Here is a 21,146-nt window from a genome sequence, read left to right as displayed (position 1 = left end):
CTATTCCGCCGGCTGCGGTTCGGGCCCGGACGCGGACCAGGCACCGGGCGTTGTTGCTGCGCTGCGCACGATCTTCGATGGCGGCGGGGCATCAGGGTCTGTGCCCGCTTCCTCTGCAATCGCTGCAGCCCGCATCGCCCGAGCGTTACCGCGCCAGGAATCCCACATGCCGACGATGCCCTTGGGCAGGAACAGGGTTACGGCGACGAACAGGCCGCCGAGCGCAAACAGCCAGAACTCCGGCAGCAGGCCGGTGAACCAGGATTTGCCGGCGTTGACCAGCAGCGCGCCGACGATCGGGCCGACAATGGTGCCGCGCCCACCGACGGCTGCCCAGATCACGACTTCGATGGAATTGGACGGCTCGAATTCGCCGGGATTGATGATACCGACCTGCGGCACATAGAGCGCGCCGGCGATGCCGGCCATGACAGCCGAGACGCTGAAGGCAAACAGCTTCACGTTCTCCGCCCGCCAGCCGAGGAAGCGGGTGCGGCTCTCGGCGTCGCGCACCGCCATCAGCAGCTTGCCGTATTTGGAGCCGACGATCGCCCAGGTGATGAAGACGGCGAGCGCGAGTATGATGGCGCTGGCGGCAAACAGGGCCGAGCGGGTGGCGTCGGCCTGCACGTTGAAGCCCAGAATATCCTTGAAATCGGTCAAGCCGTTGTTGCCGCCGAAACCCATGTCGTTGCGGAAGAAGGCGAGCAGCAGCGCGTAGGTCATCGCCTGGGTGATGATGGAGAGATAGACGCCGGTGACGCGGCTGCGGAAGGCGAACCAGCCGAAGACGAAGGCGAGCAGGCCGGGCACCGCCAGCACCATGATGGCGGCGAACCAGAAGTGGTCGAAACCGGTCCAGAACCAGGGCAATTCCTTGTAGTTCAGGAACACCATGAAATCGGGCAGGATCGGATTGCCGTAAACGCCGCGCGAGCCGATCTGGCGCATGAGGTACATGCCCATCGCATAGCCGCCGAGGGCGAAGAAGGCGCCATGGCCGAGCGAGAGGATGCCGCAATAGCCCCAGACGAGATCGAGCGCCAAGGCAAGCAATGCATAGCAGAGGTACTTGCCCGTCAACGCGACGATGTAGGACGGAATATAGAACGCGCTTTGCGGCGACACTGCGAGGTTGAGCAGCGGCACGATAATGGCGGCCGTCAGCAGGATGAAAATAGTGATGGCGATGCGACGGTCGGCACCCGCGGCGAAGAAGCGTCCCGTGATCATGTTTCCACCGCCCTGCCCTTGAGCGCGAACAGGCCGCGCGGGCGCTTCTGGATGAACAGGATGATCAGCACCAGTACGACGATCTTGCCGAGCACCGCGCCAGCATAGGGTTCGAGAACCTTGTTGACGATGCCGAGCGAGAAGGCGCCGACCAGCGTGCCCCAGAGATTGCCGACGCCGCCGAAGACCACGACCATGAAGCTGTCGATGATGTAGCCGCGGCCGAGATTGGGCGAGACATTGTCGATCTGGCTGAGCGCGACGCCGGCAATGCCGGCAATGCCGGAGCCGAGCGCAAAGGTCAGCGCATCGACCCAAGGCGTCCTGATGCCCATCGAGGCGGCCATGCGGCGGTTGGCGGTGACGGCGCGCATCTGCAGGCCCCAGGGCGTGCGCTTCATAACAAAGAGCAGCACGCCGAAGACGGTGAGCGCGAAGACCAGGATCCAGAGGCGGTTCCAGGTGACGGCGAGTTGGCCGACATCGAACGATCCCGACATCCAGGAGGGGTTGCCGACCTCCTGGTTGGTCGGTCCGAAGATCGAGCGCACCGCCTGCTGCATGACAAGCGAGACGCCCCAGGTTGCGAGCAGCGTTTCCAGCGGCCGGCCGTAGAGGAAACGGATGACGCCGCGCTCGATGATCAGGCCGACGGAAGCGGCAACCAGGAAGGCGAGCGGCAGCGCGATCACCAGCGACCAGTCGAACAGGCCGGGGAATGAGGTTCGGATCACCTGCTGGACGACGAAGGTGGTGTAGGCGCCGAGCATCACCATCTCGCCATGCGCCATGTTGATGACGCCCATGACGCCGAAGGTGATGGCGAGGCCGATGGCGGCCAGCAGCAGCACCGAGCCAAGCGAGATGCCGTACCATATGTTCTGGCCGGCATCCCACAGCGCCAGGCTCGAATTGATGCTGGCGATTGCCGCCGTCGCGGCATCCTTGACCGCGCCTTGCGCATTGGCCTCGACCGCGGTGAGCAGCGAGACCGCGTCGCGGTCGCCGCGCGCGCCGATCAGGGCAATGGCGGCAAGCTTGTCGGCCTCCGGCTTGTCGGAGACCAGCACCGATGCCGCGCGCGCCTGTTCGAACAATGCCTTGACCTTGGCGTCGGTCTCGGCGGCAATGGCTGCATCGAGCGGCTCGATATTGGCGGCATCGGGGGTCTTGAACATGGTGTCGGCGGCGGCGATGCGAACAGAAGGATCTTTCGCGCGCAACGTCAGCGTTCCCAGCGCATCGCGGATGACGCGGCGCAGCGTGTTGTTGACCTTGATCTTCGTGATGTCGGCCTTGGCGGCATCGCCGGCTTTCTCGCCGCTCAGCGGGTCGAGCAGGGTGACGCTGTCGCCGGCCTCAGCGCCGACGAAAACCATGGAATCGGCTTTGCGGATGTAGAGGTTGCCCTCGGCAAGCGCGGCAAGCGGTCGTTCGACCAGCGGATCGCCGGTGGCGGCAAGCTCGCGCACCACGGCCTCCGTGGCGGAAAAGCCGGTGCCGGTGGCGAATTTGGCGACGATGGCGCGCAGATCGGCTTCGGCTGCGTTCGACGGCAAAAGACTTGCCACCAGGAACACCAGCATGAGGCCGAGAGTGCGCGACAGGATCATCCGTTCAGATACTTTCCGAGAGGGTGGAATTTGGCGTCCGGGCGGGCTGAAGCGCCCGGACGCTTGGCGGTACCGATCGTGGACGCGTCCACGATCGGTCAGTCCCGGGAGGGATCAGTTCGTGCCCTTGCCGCCGCATTTGCCGGTGGCAACGTTGAAGTTGCCGCAGGACAGAGGCGCGCGCCAATCCGAAATCAGGTCCTTGGAATCGGGCAGATAGTCGGACCATTCGTCGCCCATCACGAGGCCGGGCGTCTGCGACACGGTCTCGAACTGGCCGTCGGCCTGGATCTCGCCGATCAGCACCGGCTTGGTGATGTGATGGTTCGGCATCATGGTCGAATAGCCGCCGGTGAGGTTCGGCACGGACACGCCGACCATGGCGTCGATGACCTTGTCGGGATCGGTAGTGCCAGCCTTTTCGACCGCCTTCACCCACATGTTGAAGCCGATATAGTGAGCTTCCATCGGGTCGTTGGTGGTGCGCTTGTCATTCTTGATGAACTTGTGCCAGTCGGCGATGAACTTCTTGTTTTCGGGTGTGTCGACGCTCTCGAAATAGTTCCAGGCAGCGAGATGGCCGACCAGCGGCGCGGTATCGAGACCGGCCAGTTCTTCCTCACCGACCGAAAAGGCCATGACCGGGATGTCCTCGGCCTTGATGCCCTGGTTGCCGAGTTCCTTGTAGAACGGAACGTTGGCGTCGCCATTGACGGTCGAGACGACGGCGGTCTTCTTGCCGGCCGAGCCGAATTTCTTGATTGCGGAGACTTCGGTCTGCCAGTCGGAGAAGCCGAACGGCGTGTAGTTGACCATGATGTCTTCGGCGGCGACGCCCTTGGCCTTCAGATAGGCCTCGAGGATTTTGTTGGTGGTTCGGGGATAGACGTAGTCGGTGCCTTCCAGCACCCAGCGCTTCACCGAGCCACCGTCCTCGCTCATGAGATAATCGACGGCAGGAATCGCCTGCTGGTTCGGGGCGGCGCCGGTGTAGAACACGTTGCGCTCGCTTTCCTCGCCCTCATACTGGACGGGGTAGAACAGGATGTTGTCGAGTTCCGAGAACACCGGCAACACCGATTTGCGCGACACCGAGGTCCAGCAGCCGAACACGGCGGCGACCTTGTCCTTCGAGATCAGCTCGCGCGCCTTTTCGGCGAAGAGCGGCCAGTTGGAGGCCGGATCGACAACGACCGCCTCGAGCTTCTTGCCGAGCAGACCGCCCTTGGCATTCTGCTCTTCGATGAGCATCAGCATGGCGTCTTTCAGCGTCGTCTCCGAAATCGCCATGGTCCCCGACAGCGAATGCAGAATGCCGACCTTGATCGTGTCTTCGGCGGCCTTGGCCGGAGACGACATCGACAGGCCGGCGGCGATCACGCCCGCCGAAAACATTTTTGTTATTGTGGAGAAATTACCCCTCATACCGAAGACTCCCAAGCTGTTTGATTGCACCGCGACAATGCAAAGCAACTGCCGTGCCAAACGCGAAGGCGCCGCTCATAAAGATGGAATAGCCGAGCGTTATCAGCCGGTTGGTATATTAGCCTGGAGAAACAACAAAGGCAGCCGGTAAAAATTGATTGAGGCAAATTTGCGCAGCGCACACGACTTTTGCCTAATTTTCGCCCAATTGAGACAAATGCCTAGTTTTTGATCTCCGGCCGTGGTTTCCGGGCGAACAATGTTGCGGCACCGCGCAAAAATAGGGCAAGCTCGCCCTTCAAAAGAGAGACGTCATGACATCTCGCATCTCACGCATTTCCTGCATCCTGCTGCTGATGGCAACGAGCGGCGCCGCGCGCGCCGATTTCAGCGAGGGCAAGCTTCCGGACGGCACCTATCATTGCGAGGTCTACCTGCTCGGCGCCTTCCTCAACCTCGGCGACATCACTATCAAGGGCAATGTCTATAGTGGTCCGGTGACATTCGGCACCGCGACGCAAGGCTACAACTATCAGATGAATGCCAATGGCGAGATCACCTGGCTCGGGCCGCTGGGCGGCTATACCACCGGTGGCAACTCCGTCTCCATGACACAGGCAACACTGGACGGCGAGACCGCCCCGTCATTCGACATCATTCTGAAGCAGCCCGACGGCGCCTTCACCGCCTCGACCTGCACCAAGGGCTGAGCGATGCGTAGTGCCGCGCCCAGTTGCGGCAAAACCTTCCTCTTATGTCATGTGAATGTTGCCTAGGCAGACTAGGGCAACGGTGCGCCGTAACATCCACCCTGAGAGGCAGACACCATGGCCAATGCACCGTCTTCATCCTCCCCCGTCATCCGCGAAATCATTGCCGAGCGCGTCTCGCGCCGGTCTCTTTTGAAAGGCAGCCTCGCCTCCGGCGCGCTGATTGCCGGCGGCAGCTTTGTCGGCTCCTTGTTTGCCGGCGAAACGCATGCCGCCACAGCGCAGTCGACGCTCGGCTTTCCCGAGCTGAAACGGGTCTACGGCAAGACCCATGCCGCCGCCGAAGGCTATGAGACGACCATCGTCGCGCGCTGGGGCGACCCGCTTGCAGCCGGCCTCGCCGAATTCGACGGCAACAAGGTCGCGGCGGAGGAACAGGAAAAGCGCTTCGGCTACAATTGCGACTACATCGCCTTCATGCCGCTGCCCAAGGGCACGGTGAATTCCGATCATGGCCTGCTCTGCGTCAACAACGAATACATCTCGCCCAATGTGATGTTTCCGGGGATGACCGAGGGCGATGCCGGCAAGACGATGACCAGGGAACAGGTCGATCTCGGCATGGCCGCGATGGGCCATTCGATCGTCGAGGTGCAATTGAAGGACGGCAAGTGGGCAAGCGTGGCGGACAGCCCGCTCAACCGCCGCATCACCGCCAACACCGAAATGACCGTTTCCGGACCGGTTGCCGGCCATGCGCTGATGAAAACTTCGGCCGACCCGACTGGCACGAAAGTGCTCGGCACCAGCTATAATTGCAGCGGCGGTTTCACCCCCTGGGGTACGGTGCTGACCTGCGAGGAAGGCGTGTCCGACATTTTCGGCGGCGACCCGAAAAAGGCGCCGACTGCCGACCTGCTCGACCGTTACGGCTTCGACGGCTCCGACATCTATGGCCGCGGCCGCTTCCATGACCGCTTCAACCTCGACAAGGAACCGAACGAGGCCAACCGCTTCGACTGGGTGGTCGAGATCGACCCTTACGATCCTCAGTCCAGGCCGGTGAAGCGCACGGCACTTGGCCGCATGTCGCATGAGGCCTCGACCGTGGTCCTCAACAAGGACGGCCGCGTTGTCGTCTATATGGGTGACGACGACTATTTCGAATATATGTACCGCTTCGTCTCGGCCAAGGCCTATGACAAGGCCAACCCGGCCTCCGGCGCCGATCTGCTCGACGATGGCGTGCTGTCGGTCGCCCGCTTCGATGCCGATGGCTCGATGACGTGGCTGCCGTTGGTGCACGGCCAGGGCAAGCTTACCGTCGAGAACGGTTTTGCCGACCAGGCCGAGGTGCTGTTGAAGACGCGGTTTGCGGCAGATGCGCTCGGCGCCACGCCGATGGACCGGCCCGAGGACATCGAGACCAATCCGGTGACCGGCCGCGTCTATGCGGTGATGACCAAGAACAAGAAGCGCGACCAGTCAAAGGTCAATCCGGCCAACACGCGGCCGGAAAATCTCTGGGGCCATATTGTCGAACTGATCCCGCCCGGCGGCCGCGGCGCGGACGCCGACCACACGGCCGAAAACTATGCCTGGGACCTGTTCGTGCTCTGCGGCAATCCCAGGGATGCCAAGGTCGGCGCCACCTTCCATCCGGATACGTCGGACAATGGCTGGTTCGTCTGCCCCGACAACATCACCTTCGATCCGGCCGGGCGGCTGTGGGTGGCGACGGACGGCGCCAATGATTTCGACCTGCCGGACGGCGTCTATGGCGTCGACACCGAAGGTGCGGCGCGCGGCCTGCCGAAGCTGCTGTTCACCTGCCCGCACGGCGCCGAAGCGACCGGCCCGTGCTTCACGCCGGACGGCTCGACTTTGTTCCTGTCGGTGCAGCACCCTGCGGAAGATGCAGAGACGCTCGACAAGGCGCAGACGCTGTGGCCCGACTTCAGGGATGGCCAATTGCCGCGGCCGTCCGTCGTCGCCATCCGCCGCAAGGACGGACAGCCGGTCGGCGCATAGTGTCCTAGGGAAAAGGGCGGAACGCGCCATGCGCGTTCCGCGTAGCGATCCGGGAGGACGGCTCAGATCGTCTTGGCCGACATTTGCGAAGCGATGTATTCGGCCTGGCGGATAGCCAGCGACACGATCGTCAGCGTCGGATTTTCAGCCGCACCGGTGGTGAACTGGCTGCCGTCCGACACGAACAGGTTTTTGATGTCGTGCGCCTGGCCGTGCTTGTTGACGACGCCGTCTTCCGCCTTTTCACTCATCCGGTTGGTGCCGAGATTGTGGGTTGAGGGATAGGGCGGCGTCGGGAAGGAGCGCGTCGCGCCGACCGCATCATAAAGCGCTGTGGCCTGCTTGTAGGCATGGTTGCGCATCGCCGTGTCGTTGGGATGATCATCGAAATGCACGTCGGCGATCGGCATGCCGTGCGCGTCCTTCTCGTCCTTGTGCAGCGTGACGCGGTTTTCCGCGCGCGGCATGTCCTCGCCGACGATCCACAGGCCAGCCATGTGATCATAGTGGTCGAGCGCGGTGGTGAAGGAACGGCCCCAGCCGCCGGGATTGAGGAAGGCGGCCATGAAGGGCAAGCCGAGCGACAGCGTCTCGAATTCATAGCCGCCGACAAAGCCGCGTGAGGGATCGTGCCGCGCCTCGTCGCGGATAATGCCGGCCATGGTGGTGCCGCGATACATATGCACCGGTTGGTCGAAGATGGCGTAGACCGAACCGGTGGTGTGGCGCATGTAGTTCTTGCCGACCTGCCCCGACGAATTGGCAAGCCCTTGCGGAAACTTCGCTGACTCGGAGTTTAGCAGCAGGCGCGGGCTTTCGATCGAGTTGCCGGCGACGGCGACAATGCGGGCCTTCTGTTCCTGCAGCTTGCCGTCCTTGTCGGCATAGACGACGCCGGTCACCTTGCCTGAGGCGTCGTGGTTGATCTTGATCGCCATGGCATTCGGCCGGACTTCGAGATGGCCGGAGGCCTCGCCCTTGGGGATCTCGGTATAGAGCGTCGACCATTTGGCGCCCCATTTGCAGCCCTGGAAGCAGAAGCCGGTCTGTTGGCAGGAGTTCCGGTCATCACGCTCGACCGAATTGATTGCCATGTTGCCGGTATGACATTCCTTGTAGCCGAGCTTGTCGGCGCCGGCCTTGAGCACCTTGAAATTGTTGTTGCCGGGCAGCCGCGGCCAGCCATTGGTGCCGGTGACGCCCATCTTGGCTTCCGCCTTGGCGTAGTACGGCTCCATCTCGGCCAATGTGACCGGCCAGTCCAGCAGGTTGGCGCCTTCCAGCTTGCCGTAGGTCGAGAGCGTCTTGAACTCATGCTCCTGGAAGCGCAGCGAGGCGCCGGCCCAGTGCGTGGTCGAGCCGCCGACCGATTTGACTATCCAGGCCGGCAAATTGGGGAAATCCTTCGACACCCGCCAGTCGCCGGACGTCGTGCGCTTGTCCGTCCAGGCGAGTTGGCTGAAGGAACCCCACTCATCATTGATGAAATCCTCGTATTCGTGGCGCGCGCCGGCCTCGAGGATGACGACATCGACGCCTTTCTGGGCGAGTTCGTTGCCGAGCGTGCCGCCGCCGGCGCCGGAGCCGATGATCACGACCACGCCATCGTTGTTGAGATCAAATGAAGCTGCCATGGTTTCCTCCCATGAATTCCTGTTTGCCGGGTTTCAGAACGACGGAAGGGCTCAGAGCCACTCTATGTCGTCGAAACCGCGCGCGATGTAGCCGCCCTTGGAGTAGGATTCGCCCTCGTAGCCGAAGATCGGCCACACCTCCTGCTGGTTGTAGAGGCTGACGACGAGGCCGCCGCGGATGGACTGGAAGAACGGCGTCGCGTCGATCTGCTGCAGCACGGCGACGCGCTGCTCCTCCCAGCCGAGGCCGCGATAGCCGCCCTCGCCCGACTTCTTGTCGAGGTCGGCGATGCCGTCTTCGATCATCGTCTTGTAGGCAGCGTCCTTGCCGGCCTGCTCGTCATGGCCTTTTACGGCGATGGCGTAGTATTTGTCGGGCACCTGATCGTGCGGATAGATGTCGCGCGCCATCTGGATCAGCGTCGCCATGGTTTCGGGCTTGAGCGCTGATGTCTCGAGCCCCCAGGCATTTTCAGGGCTGATGACGGCGCTGCCGGAAATGACGAGCAACGCGCCGATGCCGCCGCGTTTGAGAAGTTCACGACGTGAGAGCCTCGCGTCATAGATCGTGACCATTTGTTCCTCCCTGCTTGCTGTTTGCGCCCTTGAACAGCGCCGTTGCTGGCGCCGCGCGGCTGAATGCGGCTGATAATCCCCTACTGGAAGCGCCCTCCACGCTGCAGAACCTCGATCTTGTAGCCGTCGGGGTCCTCGATGAAGAAAAAGCGGGCGATCAGCGATCCGTCGCGGTTGAATTCGACGATCTTCTTGGGGTTGAGGCCGAGCGCGCCGATCCGGTCGTGTTCGCTGTCGAGATCGGACACCGAGACCGCCAGATGGCCGTAACCGTCGCCAAGCCCATAAGGCTCGGTGCGGCCCTTGTTCACGGTGAGTTCGAGCTCGAACCCCGTTTCGGCGTTGGCAAGGTAAATCAGCGTGAATGTCTCGAAATCCAGCCTGTCGGCGACGTCGAGCCCGAAAGCGTTTCTGTAGAAATCGACGGATCTGGCCTCTTGGAGAACCCGGATCATGGAATGGATTGCCTTCGCCAAATCAGTCTCCGCCGCTGCATGTTGGAGGCGATTATGGGCGGCACGCGCGAAAGGTGGTGGCAGCCGGTTACCACGGTTAAATTTGCAATCGCTGCTATGCCAGCGCCTAAAGACGAAAGTCCGATTGCCGATTCGGCCCACAAGGCCGAACATGCAGGGACAACCACAACTTGAAGGCGCGACACGCTGCGCCCAAAACCAACAATATCGGGAGGTAAGGATGTGCAGGGTTTTTGCCGGGCAGGATCCGGAAGGCTATCGACAGATCAACCGGTCGATCCGCATCGACGGTCACTCTACGAGTATCCAGCTTGAAGGAACGTTCTGGGCGCTGCTTGACGAAATTGCCGACAGCCAGGGCCTGACGACGCCGAAGTTCATCTCAAAACTCTATGACGAGGCGATCGAGATCAACGGCGCCATTCCCAACTTCGCGTCGATGCTGCGTACCACCTGCGCGCTCTATCTGCGCGGTCACCGGCCAGACATGGATGAGCTGACGCCGAAGCGCGAAGCGGCCTGAGGAAGCTAGCCTTCCGCCGCAACGTCGAGCCCGAGCCGCGCCATATCGGTGAACAGCGCCTGACGTTCGGAATAGGCAGTCTGTTCGCCGGTCACGATGTTGTCGACGACGGTCAGCAGCGACAGCGCGCGGGCGCCGAAATGCGCCGCGATTCGGTAGAGTGCGCTGGTTTCCATATCGACAGCGAGAGCGCCAAGCGCCTGCGCTTCGGCAAAGCGGTCGCGCCCTACAGGGTGGTAGAAGACGTCGCTGCAGATGGTCAGCCCGGCCTGGTGGTCGATGCCGAGCTGGGCGGCGCAGGCCAAAGCGTGGGCGAACAGGCCGGGATCGGGCCCGGCGGCAGCATCGTAGAGGCCGAAGACCTGGCCGCTTTGGTCGCTTTCGGCGCGCACCGACTGCGAGATCACCAAGGAGCGCAGCGGCACGCGGGGTGTCAGGCCGCCGCAGGTACCTGTGCGGATCAGCGTTTTGACGCCGTGAACATCCAGGAGTTCATGCACATAGACCAGGAAGGACGGGACACCGATGCCGGTGGCCTGGATGCTGATGGGACGGCCGCGATAGAGACCAGTGAAGCCGAGTGCGCCCCGGCGGCGGTTGACGCAGCGCGGTGCCTCAAGAAATGTCTTTGCCATCCACTCGGCGCGTTGCGGATCGCCCGGTAACAGCACCGTTGCGGCATAGTCGCCCCTGGCAGCCTCGTTGTGCGGCGTCACGACATGCTCCCCAATACCCGCCGCCCGTTTCGCCTGCAATCATGGCAGCGTCACGTCATTGCGCAAGCTTTGAATTAGGGCGCCCTAAGACTCCAACACATCCTTGACCACGGTGGCCAGCTGCTTGAGGGAGAACGGCTTCGGCAGGAAGCCGAATTGCGCGTCCGGCGGCAGGTTTCTGGCGAAAGCGTCTTCGGCATAGCCGGACACGAAGACGAACTTGATGTCGGGCTGGCGCTTGCGCAGTTCGCCGAGCAGCGTCGGTCCGTCCATTTCCGGCATCACCACGTCGGACACGACGATATCGACCTTGCCGCCGAGCGCTTCGAAGACTTCCAGCGCCTCGACGCCCGAGGAGGCCTCATGGACGGTATAGCCGCGCGAGGTCAGCGCCCGCGAGCCGCCCATGCGCACGGCGTCTTCGTCCTCGACGAGGAGCACAGTGGCCGAGCCCGACAGGTCCTTGGCGCTGTCGGCGGCTTTCACCGGCGCAGCCGGCGCCTCGCTGACGTCGCCGGGCTTCTTCGCCTCCACGATATGGCGCGGCAAGAAGATGCGGAAGGTCGAGCCCTTGCCGACTTCGGAATCGCAGAAGATGAAACCGCCGGTCTGCTTGATGATGCCATAGACCATCGACAGGCCAAGGCCGGTGCCTTTGCCGACTTCCTTGGTGGTGAAGAACGGCTCAAAAATCTTCTTCAGCACGTCCGGGGCAATGCCCGAGCCGCTATCCTCGACCTCGACCACGACATAGTCGGCAGGCGTGAGCTCGCGGTAGGAGAAGCTCTTGCATTGTTCGGCGGTGACGTTGCGGGTGCGCACGGTGAGGTCGCCGCCGGCCGGCATGGCGTCGCGCGCGTTGACGGCGAGGTTGACCACCACCTGCTCGAACTGGCCGATATCGACCTTGACCGGCCACAAATCGCGGCCGTGGTCGACCTTCAGCTTGATCTCGTTGCCGACCAGGCGGGCAAGCAGCATCCGGAGATCGGCAAGCACGTCGGTCAGGTTCAGCACTTCCGGCCGCAAAGTCTGCTTGCGCGAGAAGGCGAGCAACTGCCGCACCAGCGAGGCCGCCCGGTTGGCATTCTGCTTGATGTTCATGATGTCGGGGAAGGATGGGTCCGACGGACGGTGATTGGTCAGCAAAAGATCCGACGCCATGATGATGGCGGTCAGCACATTGTTGAAGTCGTGGGCGATGCCGCCGGCAAGCTGTCCGACAGCCTGCATCTTCTGGCTCTGCGCCATCTGGCCCTCGAGCGCCTTCTGCTCGGTGGTCTCGACGGCATAGACGATGGCCGATTCGTCGGCGCCCTCGCCGGTGCCGTCGGCGACGGCGTTGACGTAGAAGCGGATGTGACGCTCCTCATTGCCGGGCAGCAGCGTGTCGATCGGCTCGATGTCGGCCTGCCTCAGCCGCGCCTTCTCGAAGGCGGCGGCAAAGGCCGGCCGGTCGCGCTCATGGATCACGGTGTCCAGCCGCACGCGGCGGTCAACCGCGTCGCCGTCGACGACGGAGGAAAACAGCGACAGGAACGGCGCGTTGGTGCGCAGGATGCGGCCGCCATTGTCGACGGCAGCAATGGCCATCGGCGTCGAATTGAAGAAACGGGTGAAGCGCACTTCCGAAGCACGAAGGTCGGCCGATGCGTCCTCGCCCTGGGTGCGGTTGAGCACAATGGTGCGGGTCGGACCGTTGGTCCCCTCTCGGCTGGCCGAGACCCGATGCATGAAGCGCACCGGCACCGCCTCGCCGGTTGTCGTCGTCAGATCGAGATCGATGACGGCGTTGCGGGTGGTGCCGGGATCGGCCTTGACCGAGCGCACCAGCGCCATGCCGTCGCCGGCGACGATTTCCGGGAGTGTCACGGCGCCAGGGGTGAAGCTCGCCAGATCGATGCCCAGCCATTCGGCGAGCGTGGCGTTGATGTAGGTGACACGGCCTTCCTGGTCGGCCGAGAAGAAACCGGCCGGCGCATGGTCGAGATGGTCGATGGCCTTCTGCAAGTCGAGGAAGAAACGCTCCTGCTCGGCCCGTTCCTGCGAGATATCGGCAAGCTGCCAGGCAAGCATCGGCAGGCGCTGACCGGGAACGCTGAAGGTCCGGGCCCGCGCCCGGTACCAGCGCGCGCCGGGTTCGGCGCCCGGCCGGATCGACTGTGCTAGCCGGAACTCACCGTCGCCGGCCTGGCCATCGCGCAAGCCCGAGGCCAGCCGGTATATGGTCACCGAAGCTTCGGGGACATCGGAAAGCAGGCCTTCGACCGTCTTCAGATCGGCGGCCGACGCGGCACCGGTCATCTCGGCGTAGGCCCGGTTGGCGTAGACGACGCGGCCCTTGGTGTCGGTGACGATCAGGCCCTGCGACATCGAATCGACGAAGGCCTTCGACAGTTCGTCCCCGGTCGAACGCGGCGCGATCTGCACGAAGCCGATGGCCGTGGCGAACAGGAAGCCGACGCCGATCATGGCAAGCACGCCCAGCATGCCGAGCAGGAACGGATCGCCAAGACGCTCGCGGAAAATGCCGAAAACGATCGCGGCCCCAGTCAGGACGATGATGAACACGATGAGCCGGGTAACCGCGCCTGGCCGCGTGTTCTGATCGACGATCGGTACCGGATAGAAATCGCCGCGCGTTTCCCTGGCCATATGCCCCCTGCTCGTGAGTTGTCCGACACCGCCCCCGGCCGGTTGAATCACATTCTCCTAATCCGGAAAAGGCCTTGGCGGCAAATGTCGGATAAAAATGACGCGTCGGTGTTTTCAAGCTGTTCACGAAGCGTGAAGGCAACTTGCGGTGGCTGGCCGCAACGGTCTAGTGTCCCTCCACTTCAAAAGCCGATTGGGGGCACCGATGCAGTGGCTGGATAATGTGGCGGGTCCCGGATATGCCGCAGCGCTGCTGTGGACGTTTGCTGCCCTTGTCCTGCTGGTCATCGTGCTCATCATCATCAGGCTGATCCGCAACCTGACCTTCGGCACCTTCGTTGCCGGCGGCAGGAACCGCAAGACACGGCTGGCGGTCATGGACGCCACGGCAGTCGACAGCCACCGCCGGCTGGTGCTCATCCGTCGCGACGACATCGAACACCTGCTTTTGATCGGCGGCCCAACCGACGTTGTCGTCGAGCGCGATATCAGGCTTGCAGCGCCACGCCGTCCGGCATTGACCGGCGATGGCGGTGTTGGCCAGCAGCAACAGGCGCCGCGTCCGCGCGCAGCACAACCCGCTCCGGCCACGCCCGCAAGGCAGGCGCCGCCGCCGCAACCGGTAAGGGCTGCTCCGGCCGCCGTTCCGCCGCGCCAGGCCGCGCCGGCGCCGAAACCGGCTCAAATCTACCAGGCGAGCAATGTGACACCGCTGCCGGCCTATGGCTCCGCCGCCAATACTGCCCGGCAGGCCCCGCCACCGAAGCATGAGTCCATCGACGATACCCTGATGCGGGAGCTCGAGGTCTCGCTCGACGATTCGCACCCCAAACCGGCAAGCAAGCCGGCTGCGAAGGCACCGCAGTCTCTCGACGACGAGATGACCAAGCTGCTCGGCGAACTCGCCAGCCAGAAACGATAAAGCCCGGCGAACCGTCACATCTTGCCGATTCCCGATCGAACGCCGCTTAAGCGTGTCGTCCGTTTCAGCGCGACGCGCTTTAACTTGGGGGCGGACTAAACCCTTCGGCCAAAAACAGAAATGGCCGGGAAACCCGGCCATTCTGATGAAACAGTCCTGCCTGACGGCAGCGGCTCAATCGTCGCGATAGACCTTCTCGCGGCGTTCGTGGCGCTCCTGCGCTTCGATCGACAAGGTCGCGATCGGACGCGCATCCAGCCGCTTCAGCGCGATCGGCTCGCCGGTTTCCTCGCAATAGCCGTATGTGCCTTCATCGATGCGCTGCAGCGCCGAATCGATCTTTGAAATGAGCTTGCGCTGGCGGTCGCGGGCCCGAAGCTCGATGGCGCGGTCGGTTTCCGAGGAAGCGCGATCGGCGAGATCGGGATGGTTGGCGTTTTCCTGCTGCAGGATTTCGAGGGTTTCGCGCGCTTCGCGCAGTATGTCGGTCTTCCAGGTGACGAGCTTCAGGCGAAAGTAGGATTTCTGCCGTTCGTTCATGAACGGCTCGTCTTCAGAGGGTACGTAATTGGCTGTAACGATATCGTTCATTCGACTCACCCAACAACCCCAAATTTGGCGCCTATATATTCGCGCAGAGAAGGCTGCACAAGCGTAATCCGCGCGCGTTTCACGCAATTGTTAATGCCGCGCGGGCGATCCTCAGCAAAGCCTTCCATAGCAAGGGCGCGGGCGAATTCGCACATGATTCGCTGCGCTTGGGCGTCGCCGCCCATTGTGCCTCAGGCCTTTCTCGTGGCTAATCCAGTTGTGTCATTGGTGGGCAGCACACCATTGGGGGTCCGGTGAGCAGACTGTATCTGTTGAGGCATGCGAAGGCTGGCTGGGCCCTTCCCGGCGTGCGCGACTTCGATCGCCCGCTCGACGCATCCGGCATTGCCGATGCCGAAATGATGGGGACTGCGATGCGTGCCCGCAACTACATCCCCGATATCACGCTCTGCTCCAACGCCAAGCGGGCGCGCCAGACGCTGGAAGGCATCGCCGGCCACACCGATACCGGCCGGGTGCTGTTCTTCGACACGCTCTACAGCGAGGATGCCGCCGGCTACCTCGCCATCATCCGCAGCAATGGCGGCCCCGGCTCGCTGCTGGTCATCGGCCACAATCCGATGACGGAAGACCTTGCCATGGCGGTCTCGGGCGACGGCGACGAGGCTGCTCGGGCCATCATGAACCATGGTTTCCCGACCTCCGGCCTTGCGGTCGTGCGCTTCGACGGCACCCTCACCGAGGCTGCGCAAGGCGCGGGCTACCTCGAAGCCTTCCTGACGCCCGTCGATCTCTGAGCCGAGCCGGCCGAGGCCGGGCGCCATTTCAAACTTGAACCGCAAAGCCTATATCGGGCGCAAGAGCACGCCTGAGAGAACAGATTTTGGCATCATCGCTGACCACTTTCACCGACGAAGCGAGAATTGCCCTGGATACGCTGTCGGGGCGTGCGAGCGGGCTTTTTTCGCCGTCGCTTCGGCTGGGCGTCACCGGACTGTCCCGGGCCGGCAAGACGGTGTTCATCTCGGCTCTCGTCCACAATCTCATCCATGGCGGGCGCCTGCCGCTGTTCGAGGCGCAGAAGTCGGGACGGATCGCTCGCGCCTTCCTCGAGGAACAGCCGGACGATGCCGTGCCGCGTTTTCAGTACGAGGACCATATCTCCGCCCTGGTCAACGACCGTGTCTGGCCGGACTCGACGCGCGCCATTTCGGAACTCAGGCTCACCATCGAATATGAGTCTGCCTCCGGTTGGAACCGGATGTTTTCCAGCGGCCGATTGTCGGTCGACATCGTCGACTACCCCGGCGAATGGCTGCTCGACCTGCCGCTGCTCGGCAAATCCTTCGCCGATTTTTCGCATGAAGCTTTTGAGATGGCTATGCTGCCGGTGCGGGCCGACCTGTCGCAGGACTGGCGGGCGCTGTCGGCGAGGATCGACCCCAATGCCGACGCCGACGAGATGACGGCGCGGCGCCTCGCCGAGAGTTTTGCCGCCTACCTCAAGGCCTGCAAGCTCGACGAGCGGGCGTTTTCGACCTTGCCGCCCGGCCGTTTCCTGATGCCTGGTGACCTCGAGGGATCGCCGGCGCTGACCTTCGCGCCCTTGCTGCTCAAGGGTGAGAAACGGCCGCGCTCCGGCTCGCTGCAAGCGATGATGGAGCGCCGCTACGAGGCCTACAAGACGCATGTGGTGAAACCGTTCTTCCGCGAACACATCACCCGCCTCGACCGCCAGATCGTGGTGATCGACGCCATGCAGGCGTTGAACGCCGGCCCCGGCGCGATGGCCGACCTGGAACGCGCGGTGACCGAAATCCTCTCCTGTTTCCGTCCTGGCCGAGGCAATTTCCTCACCGACCTGTTTTCACGCCGCATCGACCGCATCCTGGTTGCCGCGACCAAGGCCGACCATTTGCATCACGAAAGCCATGACCGGCTGCAGGCAATCGTGCGGCGGCTTGCCGACCGCGCCGTGGCGCGGGCAAATTTCACCGGCGCCGATGTCGACGTGGTCGCCATGGCGGCGGTGCGCGCGACGCGCGAAGGCACGGTCAAGCAAGGCCGCGAAACCCTGCCGGTGATCATCGGCACGCCGCTGAAGGGCGAGAAGATCAACGGCGAAACCTTTGATGGTAAAGCCGAAACCGCCATATTTCCCGGGGACTTGCCGGAGAAAATTGACGCGGTTTTCGACGTTTCGGAAGCCGACCACCGGCAGAGCAGCGACGATCCGGCGATCCGTTTCGTGCGCTTTCGCCCGCCAAAGCTCGAACGCACCGCTGAAGGCGTCACGCTGTCGCTGCCGCATATCAGGCTAGACCGCGCCTTGCAGTTCCTGATCGGAGACCATCTGGCATGACCGCGCCCCGCAGACCGGCAGCTTTCCGCATCGAGCCGGAGGCCGAACCGAAGCAGGAAACGCGCCGCCCCCATGCCGAGCCGCCGCGCAAGCCGCGCACCGTCGTCGTGCCGGCCGAGATCGATGTCTTCGATGAGCCGGACATTGTCGCCGCCGAACCGCCGCCGGCGACCGCGCCGCGCAGGCGCTCGCTGTTTGCCAGCCTGTTTTTCGGCGCGGTCGGCGTGCTGGTTTCGCTCGCCGTCGGCCTGTGGACCGACCAGCTCATCCGCGACCTGTTCGAGCGCGCAGAGTGGCTGGGGTGGCTGGCAGCGGGAATGGCCGCAATTGCCGTGTTGGCCCTCGCAGTCGTGCTGGTGCGCGAATTCCTGGCTATCGCCCGGCTGGCCGAGGTCGAAAAACTGCAAAAGCGGGCGCTCGATGCCGTGGCGCGCGACGATCCGAAGGCTGCAAGGGCCGTCGTCGAAGAGCTTTCGGCCTTTGTCGCTGCGAAACCCGAAACCGCGGCCGGCAGGCGCTCCCTGGCCGAATTGCGCGGCGAGATCATTGATGGCGGCAATCTGGTGCGACTGGCCGAAGCCGAGATTCTCGGGCCGCTCGATGCGAGAGCCAAGGTGATGATCCTCGAAGCAGCCAAACGCGTGTCGCTGGTCACCGCCGTCAGCCCCCGCGCACTCGTAGACGTTGCCTATGTCGTGTTCGAGGCCGGGCGCCTGATCCGCCGCTTGTCCGAACTCTACGGCGGCAGGCCGGGCACGCTGGGCTTTTTCCGGCTGGCGCGCAGCGTTCTTGCCCATCTGGCGGTAACCGGCTCGATCGCCGTCGGCGACAGCTTCGTCCAGCAGATCGTCGGCCATGGCCTTGCCGCCCGGCTGTCGGCGAAACTCGGCGAAGGCGTGGTAAACGGCATGATGACGGCGCGTATCGGCATTGCTGCCATGGAGACGGCGCGGCCCCTGCCCTTCATTGCCGGCAGGCGGCCGGGTATGGGCGATTTCCTGTCGGCGCTGACCTCGTTTGCGGCCAAAAAAGAGAATGAAGCACCCGCCTCAAGCAAGTGAACGCCCTCTCGCGGTCACCAAGCATTAACCAATCTTGTTCATGGTCGTCCAACAACAGCCTCCTTGTTGCCGGGTGTCGTCTATGAAAAGCGTAATCTTGTCCTGCGTCCTGCCCCTGGTCGCGCTTGCAGCACCTCTGGGCCCGACCGGGAAAGCCTTTGCAGCCGAGCCCGACAAGCAGTTCTTCCGCACCGTCGAAGGCAAATGGGTCGGCCCGGGCGAAATCATCGCCGGCAAATACAAGGGCACGAAGTTCACCTGCAGCTTCGACGGCTCGACGCCGGACAACAAGACCGGCATGACGCTCGATGGCGACTGCCGCGTCGGTGTCTTCACCCAGAAAATGTCGGCGACCGTCGAGCGCAAGGGCCGCGACTACAAGGGCAATTTCATGGGCGGCGCCGCGGGGTCGGGCCTGGACATCATCGGCGGCAACGTGGTCGATGCCCGCAAAGTCGTCTTCACCATCAACCGCAACCAATTGCGCGGCGTCATGCAGGCCCGCATTCCCGACGACAATTCGATGACGGTGACTATCGCCGTGCGCGTCGACCAGCAACTGGTGCCGGTCATCGGCATGAGCCTCAAGCGCGTCGACGCCGTCGAAGTCGGCTCCATCGCCAAAAACTGACTCTCAAGCGGTTCCCCGAAAAAAGCGCGGAACGGGGTTGCACTGCGCGATAGCTGAGCTGTTCCGCTCAGCTCGATGTCGGGAAGTGACACGCCACCTTGCGGCCAGGTTGGCGCTCCTCGAGCACGGGCCGCTCGGGGCGGCACCTTTCTGTCGCGACCGGACATGTGGCGCGCAACCGATGATGTCAGCGTCTCCGATGGCCCAAGCCACAGCAAGGCCAACGTGTCATGGTCCTGTGCGTGCCGGCGGTCCTCCGTGTCAGCGCGATGCGCTTTAAGAACACCAGCAAAAAAGGCGGCGGCTACTCGAGCCACCGCCTTCCTCAATTTCCGAACGAAGAATCAGCCCTTGATGGCGGCCGTCAGATCGTCATAGGCCTTGCAGGCGTCGGCCGGCGTGGTGGCGCCCTGATATTTGGTCGTCACAGCCTGCACCTTGGCGGTCAGGTCGGCGGCCTTGGTCGGATCCTTGGTGATCGCTTCCTGCAGCGCGGCGGTCATTTCCTGCGCCTTCTTGGCCGCGATTTCCTGCGTGCATTCAGGCGCCTTCGAACAGGCCGATGCGGCAAGCATGGCGACACCCACGCCGACGAGCAAAAACTTCTTCATGTCAGTCATTCTCCTCACGAAGGCAGAACTTGATCGTCGCTGCCTTCCAACGGCCGAAGCCTGGCGTCCCATAGCCGCCGATTGCGGCAAAACGCAACGTGTGCGGCGCATAAACCTGTGCAGCGCTGCTGCAACGGCGCGGACGGCCTGATTGAGGCCGCCCGTGTCAGACGAAGCGAGGTTTCAGCCACGAGGCTGCAGCAGCGCCAGTGCGGCCGTCGCCGCGGCAAGGACGGCGGTTAGGGTCAAAGGTCCCGTAGCGCCATAGGTGTCCACGACATAGCCGCCGACAACCGCACCGACGGTGATGGCAACCTGGAAGGAAGTGACCATCAGGCTGCCTGCTGCTTCCAGCGCATCAGGTGCCGCGCGAGACATATTGGTCGGCAGCACCACCGGCGCCATGCCGAAGGCGAAGCCCCACAGCGTAACAAAGCCGAAGGCAACGCCGGTTTGCGCGCCCCAAAGCACCAAAGCGAGTGCCGCAAACGCCATCAACGCGGCGGTAACTGCGAGGGCCATGTGGATGTTGGTGTCGGCCAGGCGGCCACCGGCAATATTGCCGATCACAGCGGCGATGCCGAACCCGAGCAGCGCCAGGGCAATCGGCCCGGTTGTGAGGAGCGTCACCTGTTCGAGGAACGGGCGCACATAGACCGAGCCGGCAAAATGCCCGGTCATCAGCAGAACAATGGCAAGCATGCCGAGTTGGATGCCACGCCGCCGTGTCAGCCGAAAGACGTCTGCAAGGCTGTTGCTTGCCGCCGCAGGCAAGGTCGGCAGGCTGAGAAGCTGCAGCAGCATGGCAAGCGCGGCCAGCCCCGCCGTCATGGCCATCGCGCTGCGCCATCCCAGCCAGTCACTGATCAACGCACCCATCGACGGCGCGGCAATGGTCGCGAGCGAGACGCCGAGGGTCACGATCGCCATGCCGCGACCTGTCGCATTGGCGCCGACCAGCCGCGCCACGACGGCAACGGAAAGTGCCCAGAAAGCGCTAAGAGCGATCCCCAACCCGGCCCGGCCCAGCAACAGCAGCCAGAAATTGGGCGCCAGCGCCGCAAGAATATTGGAACCGACCGCCAGGGCCATGAGGCCAACCAGCACCGCCTTGCGGTTCAATCGGCCGATGAGAACATTGCTCAACATGGCCGTCACGGCGCCAACGGAAGCGGTGGCGGTGACGACCTGTCCGGCAGTTCCCTCGCTGATGCCGAGATCGCGCGCCATCGGCGTCAACAGACCTGCCGGCAAGAACTCGGCTGACACCAGGGCAAAGCTGGTGGCCGCCAATGATAGGACCGCAAACCATGTGGCCGCGCTCCACGCGGCTGGTGCATCGGCATCAAGGCCGATTGCGGCGTCTTCAAGCTGTAATGTTGTGTCCGTCACGGAAAGATCTCCACAGTTGGAGA

General features: G+C 63.3%; 20 protein-coding genes. 8 read left to right on the top strand and 12 right to left on the bottom strand.

Annotation, left to right across the window (positions count from 1 at the left end):
* The 3 genes from urtC to urtA all read right to left on the bottom strand — a co-directional run bounded on the left by urtC (window position 1) and on the right by urtA (window position 4,271).
* Window positions 1–1,233 carry an urea ABC transporter permease subunit UrtC gene (urtC, locus tag NKJ75_RS19290; RefSeq protein ID WP_023746152.1) on the bottom strand — a complete coding sequence of 411 codons (1,233 nt, stop codon included), beginning with the start codon at window positions 1,231–1,233 and terminating at the stop codon, window positions 1–3.
* A complete protein-coding gene (gene urtB / locus NKJ75_RS19285) occupies window positions 1,230–2,846 on the bottom strand; it encodes an urea ABC transporter permease subunit UrtB (RefSeq protein WP_023746151.1) in 1,617 nt (538 codons plus the stop codon). Before urtB ends, urtC begins: the two co-directional genes overlap by 4 nt.
* Window positions 2,847–2,960: 114 nt before the next feature.
* Window positions 2,961–4,271: an urea ABC transporter substrate-binding protein gene (gene urtA, locus NKJ75_RS19280; RefSeq protein WP_023684621.1), complete on the bottom strand. Its 1,311-nt coding sequence runs from the start codon at window positions 4,269–4,271 to the stop codon at window positions 2,961–2,963.
* 314 nt (window positions 4,272–4,585) lie between these two features.
* Between urtA and NKJ75_RS19275 the strand changes: the two genes are divergently transcribed.
* Window positions 4,586–4,981, top strand: a complete 396-nt coding sequence (locus NKJ75_RS19275; RefSeq protein ID WP_352500042.1) for a hypothetical protein — start codon at window positions 4,586–4,588, stop codon at window positions 4,979–4,981.
* Window positions 4,982–5,098: 117 nt separating this feature from the next.
* Window positions 5,099–7,012 (top strand): PhoX family protein, encoded by a 1,914-nt coding sequence (locus NKJ75_RS19270; protein ID WP_023754911.1) that lies wholly within the window; start codon window positions 5,099–5,101, stop codon window positions 7,010–7,012.
* Between the two features lie 62 nt (window positions 7,013–7,074).
* Here the strand turns inward: NKJ75_RS19270 and NKJ75_RS19265 are convergent, their stop codons facing one another.
* The 3 genes from NKJ75_RS19265 to NKJ75_RS19255 form a co-directional block, all read right to left on the bottom strand.
* Entirely contained in the window at window positions 7,075–8,646 is a 1,572-nt protein-coding gene (locus NKJ75_RS19265; RefSeq protein ID WP_023688646.1) for a GMC family oxidoreductase, read from the bottom strand.
* Window positions 8,647–8,697: 51 nt separating this feature from the next.
* On the bottom strand, window positions 8,698–9,222 hold the full coding sequence (locus NKJ75_RS19260) for a twin-arginine translocation pathway signal (protein WP_023688647.1): 525 nt from the start codon (window positions 9,220–9,222) through the stop codon (window positions 8,698–8,700).
* An 80-nt stretch (window positions 9,223–9,302) separates the two neighbouring features.
* A complete protein-coding gene (locus NKJ75_RS19255; protein WP_023684616.1) occupies window positions 9,303–9,698 on the bottom strand; it encodes a VOC family protein in 396 nt (131 codons plus the stop codon).
* A 220-nt stretch (window positions 9,699–9,918) separates the two neighbouring features.
* Between NKJ75_RS19255 and NKJ75_RS19250 the strand changes: the two genes are divergently transcribed.
* Entirely contained in the window at window positions 9,919–10,221 is a 303-nt protein-coding gene (locus tag NKJ75_RS19250) for a ribbon-helix-helix domain-containing protein (protein ID WP_023670924.1), read from the top strand.
* A gap of 5 nt (window positions 10,222–10,226) precedes the next feature.
* Here NKJ75_RS19250 and NKJ75_RS19245 read toward each other — a convergent pair whose 3' ends face one another.
* Together NKJ75_RS19245 and cckA are read right to left on the bottom strand one after the other, a co-directional pair.
* Complete coding sequence (locus NKJ75_RS19245; RefSeq protein WP_023712397.1) at window positions 10,227–10,937, bottom strand: purine-nucleoside phosphorylase; 711 nt, start codon at window positions 10,935–10,937, stop codon at window positions 10,227–10,229.
* Between the two features lie 84 nt (window positions 10,938–11,021).
* Window positions 11,022–13,592 (bottom strand): cell cycle histidine kinase CckA, encoded by a 2,571-nt coding sequence (gene cckA, locus NKJ75_RS19240; protein ID WP_023707485.1) that lies wholly within the window; start codon window positions 13,590–13,592, stop codon window positions 11,022–11,024.
* Window positions 13,593–13,797: 205 nt separating this feature from the next.
* On the opposite strand from cckA, the gene NKJ75_RS19235 reads away from it, so the two are divergent.
* The gene (locus NKJ75_RS19235) at window positions 13,798–14,514 is read left to right on the top strand and encodes a flagellar biosynthetic protein FliO (protein ID WP_023706175.1); all 717 of its coding nucleotides are present in this window, start codon (window positions 13,798–13,800) and stop codon (window positions 14,512–14,514) included.
* 174 nt (window positions 14,515–14,688) lie between these two features.
* On the opposite strand, the gene dksA is transcribed toward NKJ75_RS19235, so the two are convergent.
* On the bottom strand, window positions 14,689–15,105 hold the full coding sequence (gene dksA / locus NKJ75_RS19230; protein ID WP_023673491.1) for an RNA polymerase-binding protein DksA: 417 nt from the start codon (window positions 15,103–15,105) through the stop codon (window positions 14,689–14,691).
* Between the two features lie 5 nt (window positions 15,106–15,110).
* A complete protein-coding gene (locus NKJ75_RS19225) occupies window positions 15,111–15,290 on the bottom strand; it encodes a hypothetical protein (RefSeq protein WP_023696495.1) in 180 nt (59 codons plus the stop codon).
* 69 nt (window positions 15,291–15,359) lie between these two features.
* Between NKJ75_RS19225 and NKJ75_RS19220 the strand changes: the two genes are divergently transcribed.
* The 4 genes from NKJ75_RS19220 (at window position 15,360) to NKJ75_RS19205 (ending at window position 19,120) form a co-directional block, all read left to right on the top strand.
* Complete coding sequence (locus tag NKJ75_RS19220; protein ID WP_023693370.1) at window positions 15,360–15,863, top strand: SixA phosphatase family protein; 504 nt, start codon at window positions 15,360–15,362, stop codon at window positions 15,861–15,863.
* An 86-nt stretch (window positions 15,864–15,949) separates the two neighbouring features.
* Window positions 15,950–17,428, top strand: coding sequence for a YcjX family GTP-binding protein (locus NKJ75_RS19215; RefSeq protein WP_352500041.1), 1,479 nt, complete (start codon window positions 15,950–15,952; stop codon window positions 17,426–17,428).
* A complete protein-coding gene (locus NKJ75_RS19210; RefSeq protein WP_023700805.1) occupies window positions 17,425–18,489 on the top strand; it encodes a YcjF family protein in 1,065 nt (354 codons plus the stop codon). Before NKJ75_RS19215 ends, NKJ75_RS19210 begins: the two co-directional genes overlap by 4 nt.
* Before the next feature lie 82 nt (window positions 18,490–18,571).
* Window positions 18,572–19,120 (top strand): hypothetical protein, encoded by a 549-nt coding sequence (locus NKJ75_RS19205; RefSeq protein ID WP_023673495.1) that lies wholly within the window; start codon window positions 18,572–18,574, stop codon window positions 19,118–19,120.
* A gap of 344 nt (window positions 19,121–19,464) precedes the next feature.
* Here NKJ75_RS19205 and NKJ75_RS19200 read toward each other — a convergent pair whose 3' ends face one another.
* On the bottom strand, window positions 19,465–19,731 hold the full coding sequence (locus NKJ75_RS19200; RefSeq protein ID WP_023685989.1) for a hypothetical protein: 267 nt from the start codon (window positions 19,729–19,731) through the stop codon (window positions 19,465–19,467).
* Window positions 19,732–19,914: 183 nt separating this feature from the next.
* Window positions 19,915–21,123, bottom strand: a complete 1,209-nt coding sequence (locus tag NKJ75_RS19195; RefSeq protein WP_023688655.1) for an MFS transporter — start codon at window positions 21,121–21,123, stop codon at window positions 19,915–19,917.
* Window positions 21,124–21,146 lie beyond the last annotated feature (23 nt).

This window comes from Mesorhizobium sp. M0058 (assembly GCF_040323095.1).
Taxonomy (GTDB): Bacteria; Pseudomonadota; Alphaproteobacteria; order Rhizobiales; family Rhizobiaceae; genus Mesorhizobium.
This window is presented reverse-complemented; position numbering and strand designations above follow the sequence as displayed.

Coding starts and splice junctions, on each gene's coding strand:
- urtC (WP_023746152.1), bottom strand. CDS start 1,233: ATGATCACGGGACGCTTCTTCGCCGCGGGTGCCGACCGTCGCATCGCC.
- urtB (WP_023746151.1), bottom strand. CDS start 2,846: ATGATCCTGTCGCGCACTCTCGGCCTCATGCTGGTGTTCCTGGTGGCA.
- urtA (WP_023684621.1), bottom strand. CDS start 4,271: ATGAGGGGTAATTTCTCCACAATAACAAAAATGTTTTCGGCGGGCGTG.
- NKJ75_RS19275 (WP_352500042.1), top strand. CDS start 4,586: ATGACATCTCGCATCTCACGCATTTCCTGCATCCTGCTGCTGATGGCA.
- NKJ75_RS19270 (WP_023754911.1), top strand. CDS start 5,099: ATGGCCAATGCACCGTCTTCATCCTCCCCCGTCATCCGCGAAATCATT.
- NKJ75_RS19265 (WP_023688646.1), bottom strand. CDS start 8,646: ATGGCAGCTTCATTTGATCTCAACAACGATGGCGTGGTCGTGATCATC.
- NKJ75_RS19260 (WP_023688647.1), bottom strand. CDS start 9,222: ATGGTCACGATCTATGACGCGAGGCTCTCACGTCGTGAACTTCTCAAA.
- NKJ75_RS19250 (WP_023670924.1), top strand. CDS start 9,919: ATGTGCAGGGTTTTTGCCGGGCAGGATCCGGAAGGCTATCGACAGATC.
- cckA (WP_023707485.1), bottom strand. CDS start 13,592: ATGGCCAGGGAAACGCGCGGCGATTTCTATCCGGTACCGATCGTCGAT.
- NKJ75_RS19235 (WP_023706175.1), top strand. CDS start 13,798: ATGCAGTGGCTGGATAATGTGGCGGGTCCCGGATATGCCGCAGCGCTG.
- dksA (WP_023673491.1), bottom strand. CDS start 15,105: ATGAACGATATCGTTACAGCCAATTACGTACCCTCTGAAGACGAGCCG.
- NKJ75_RS19225 (WP_023696495.1), bottom strand. CDS start 15,290: ATGGGCGGCGACGCCCAAGCGCAGCGAATCATGTGCGAATTCGCCCGC.
- NKJ75_RS19210 (WP_023700805.1), top strand. CDS start 17,425: ATGACCGCGCCCCGCAGACCGGCAGCTTTCCGCATCGAGCCGGAGGCC.
- NKJ75_RS19205 (WP_023673495.1), top strand. CDS start 18,572: ATGAAAAGCGTAATCTTGTCCTGCGTCCTGCCCCTGGTCGCGCTTGCA.
- NKJ75_RS19200 (WP_023685989.1), bottom strand. CDS start 19,731: ATGAAGAAGTTTTTGCTCGTCGGCGTGGGTGTCGCCATGCTTGCCGCA.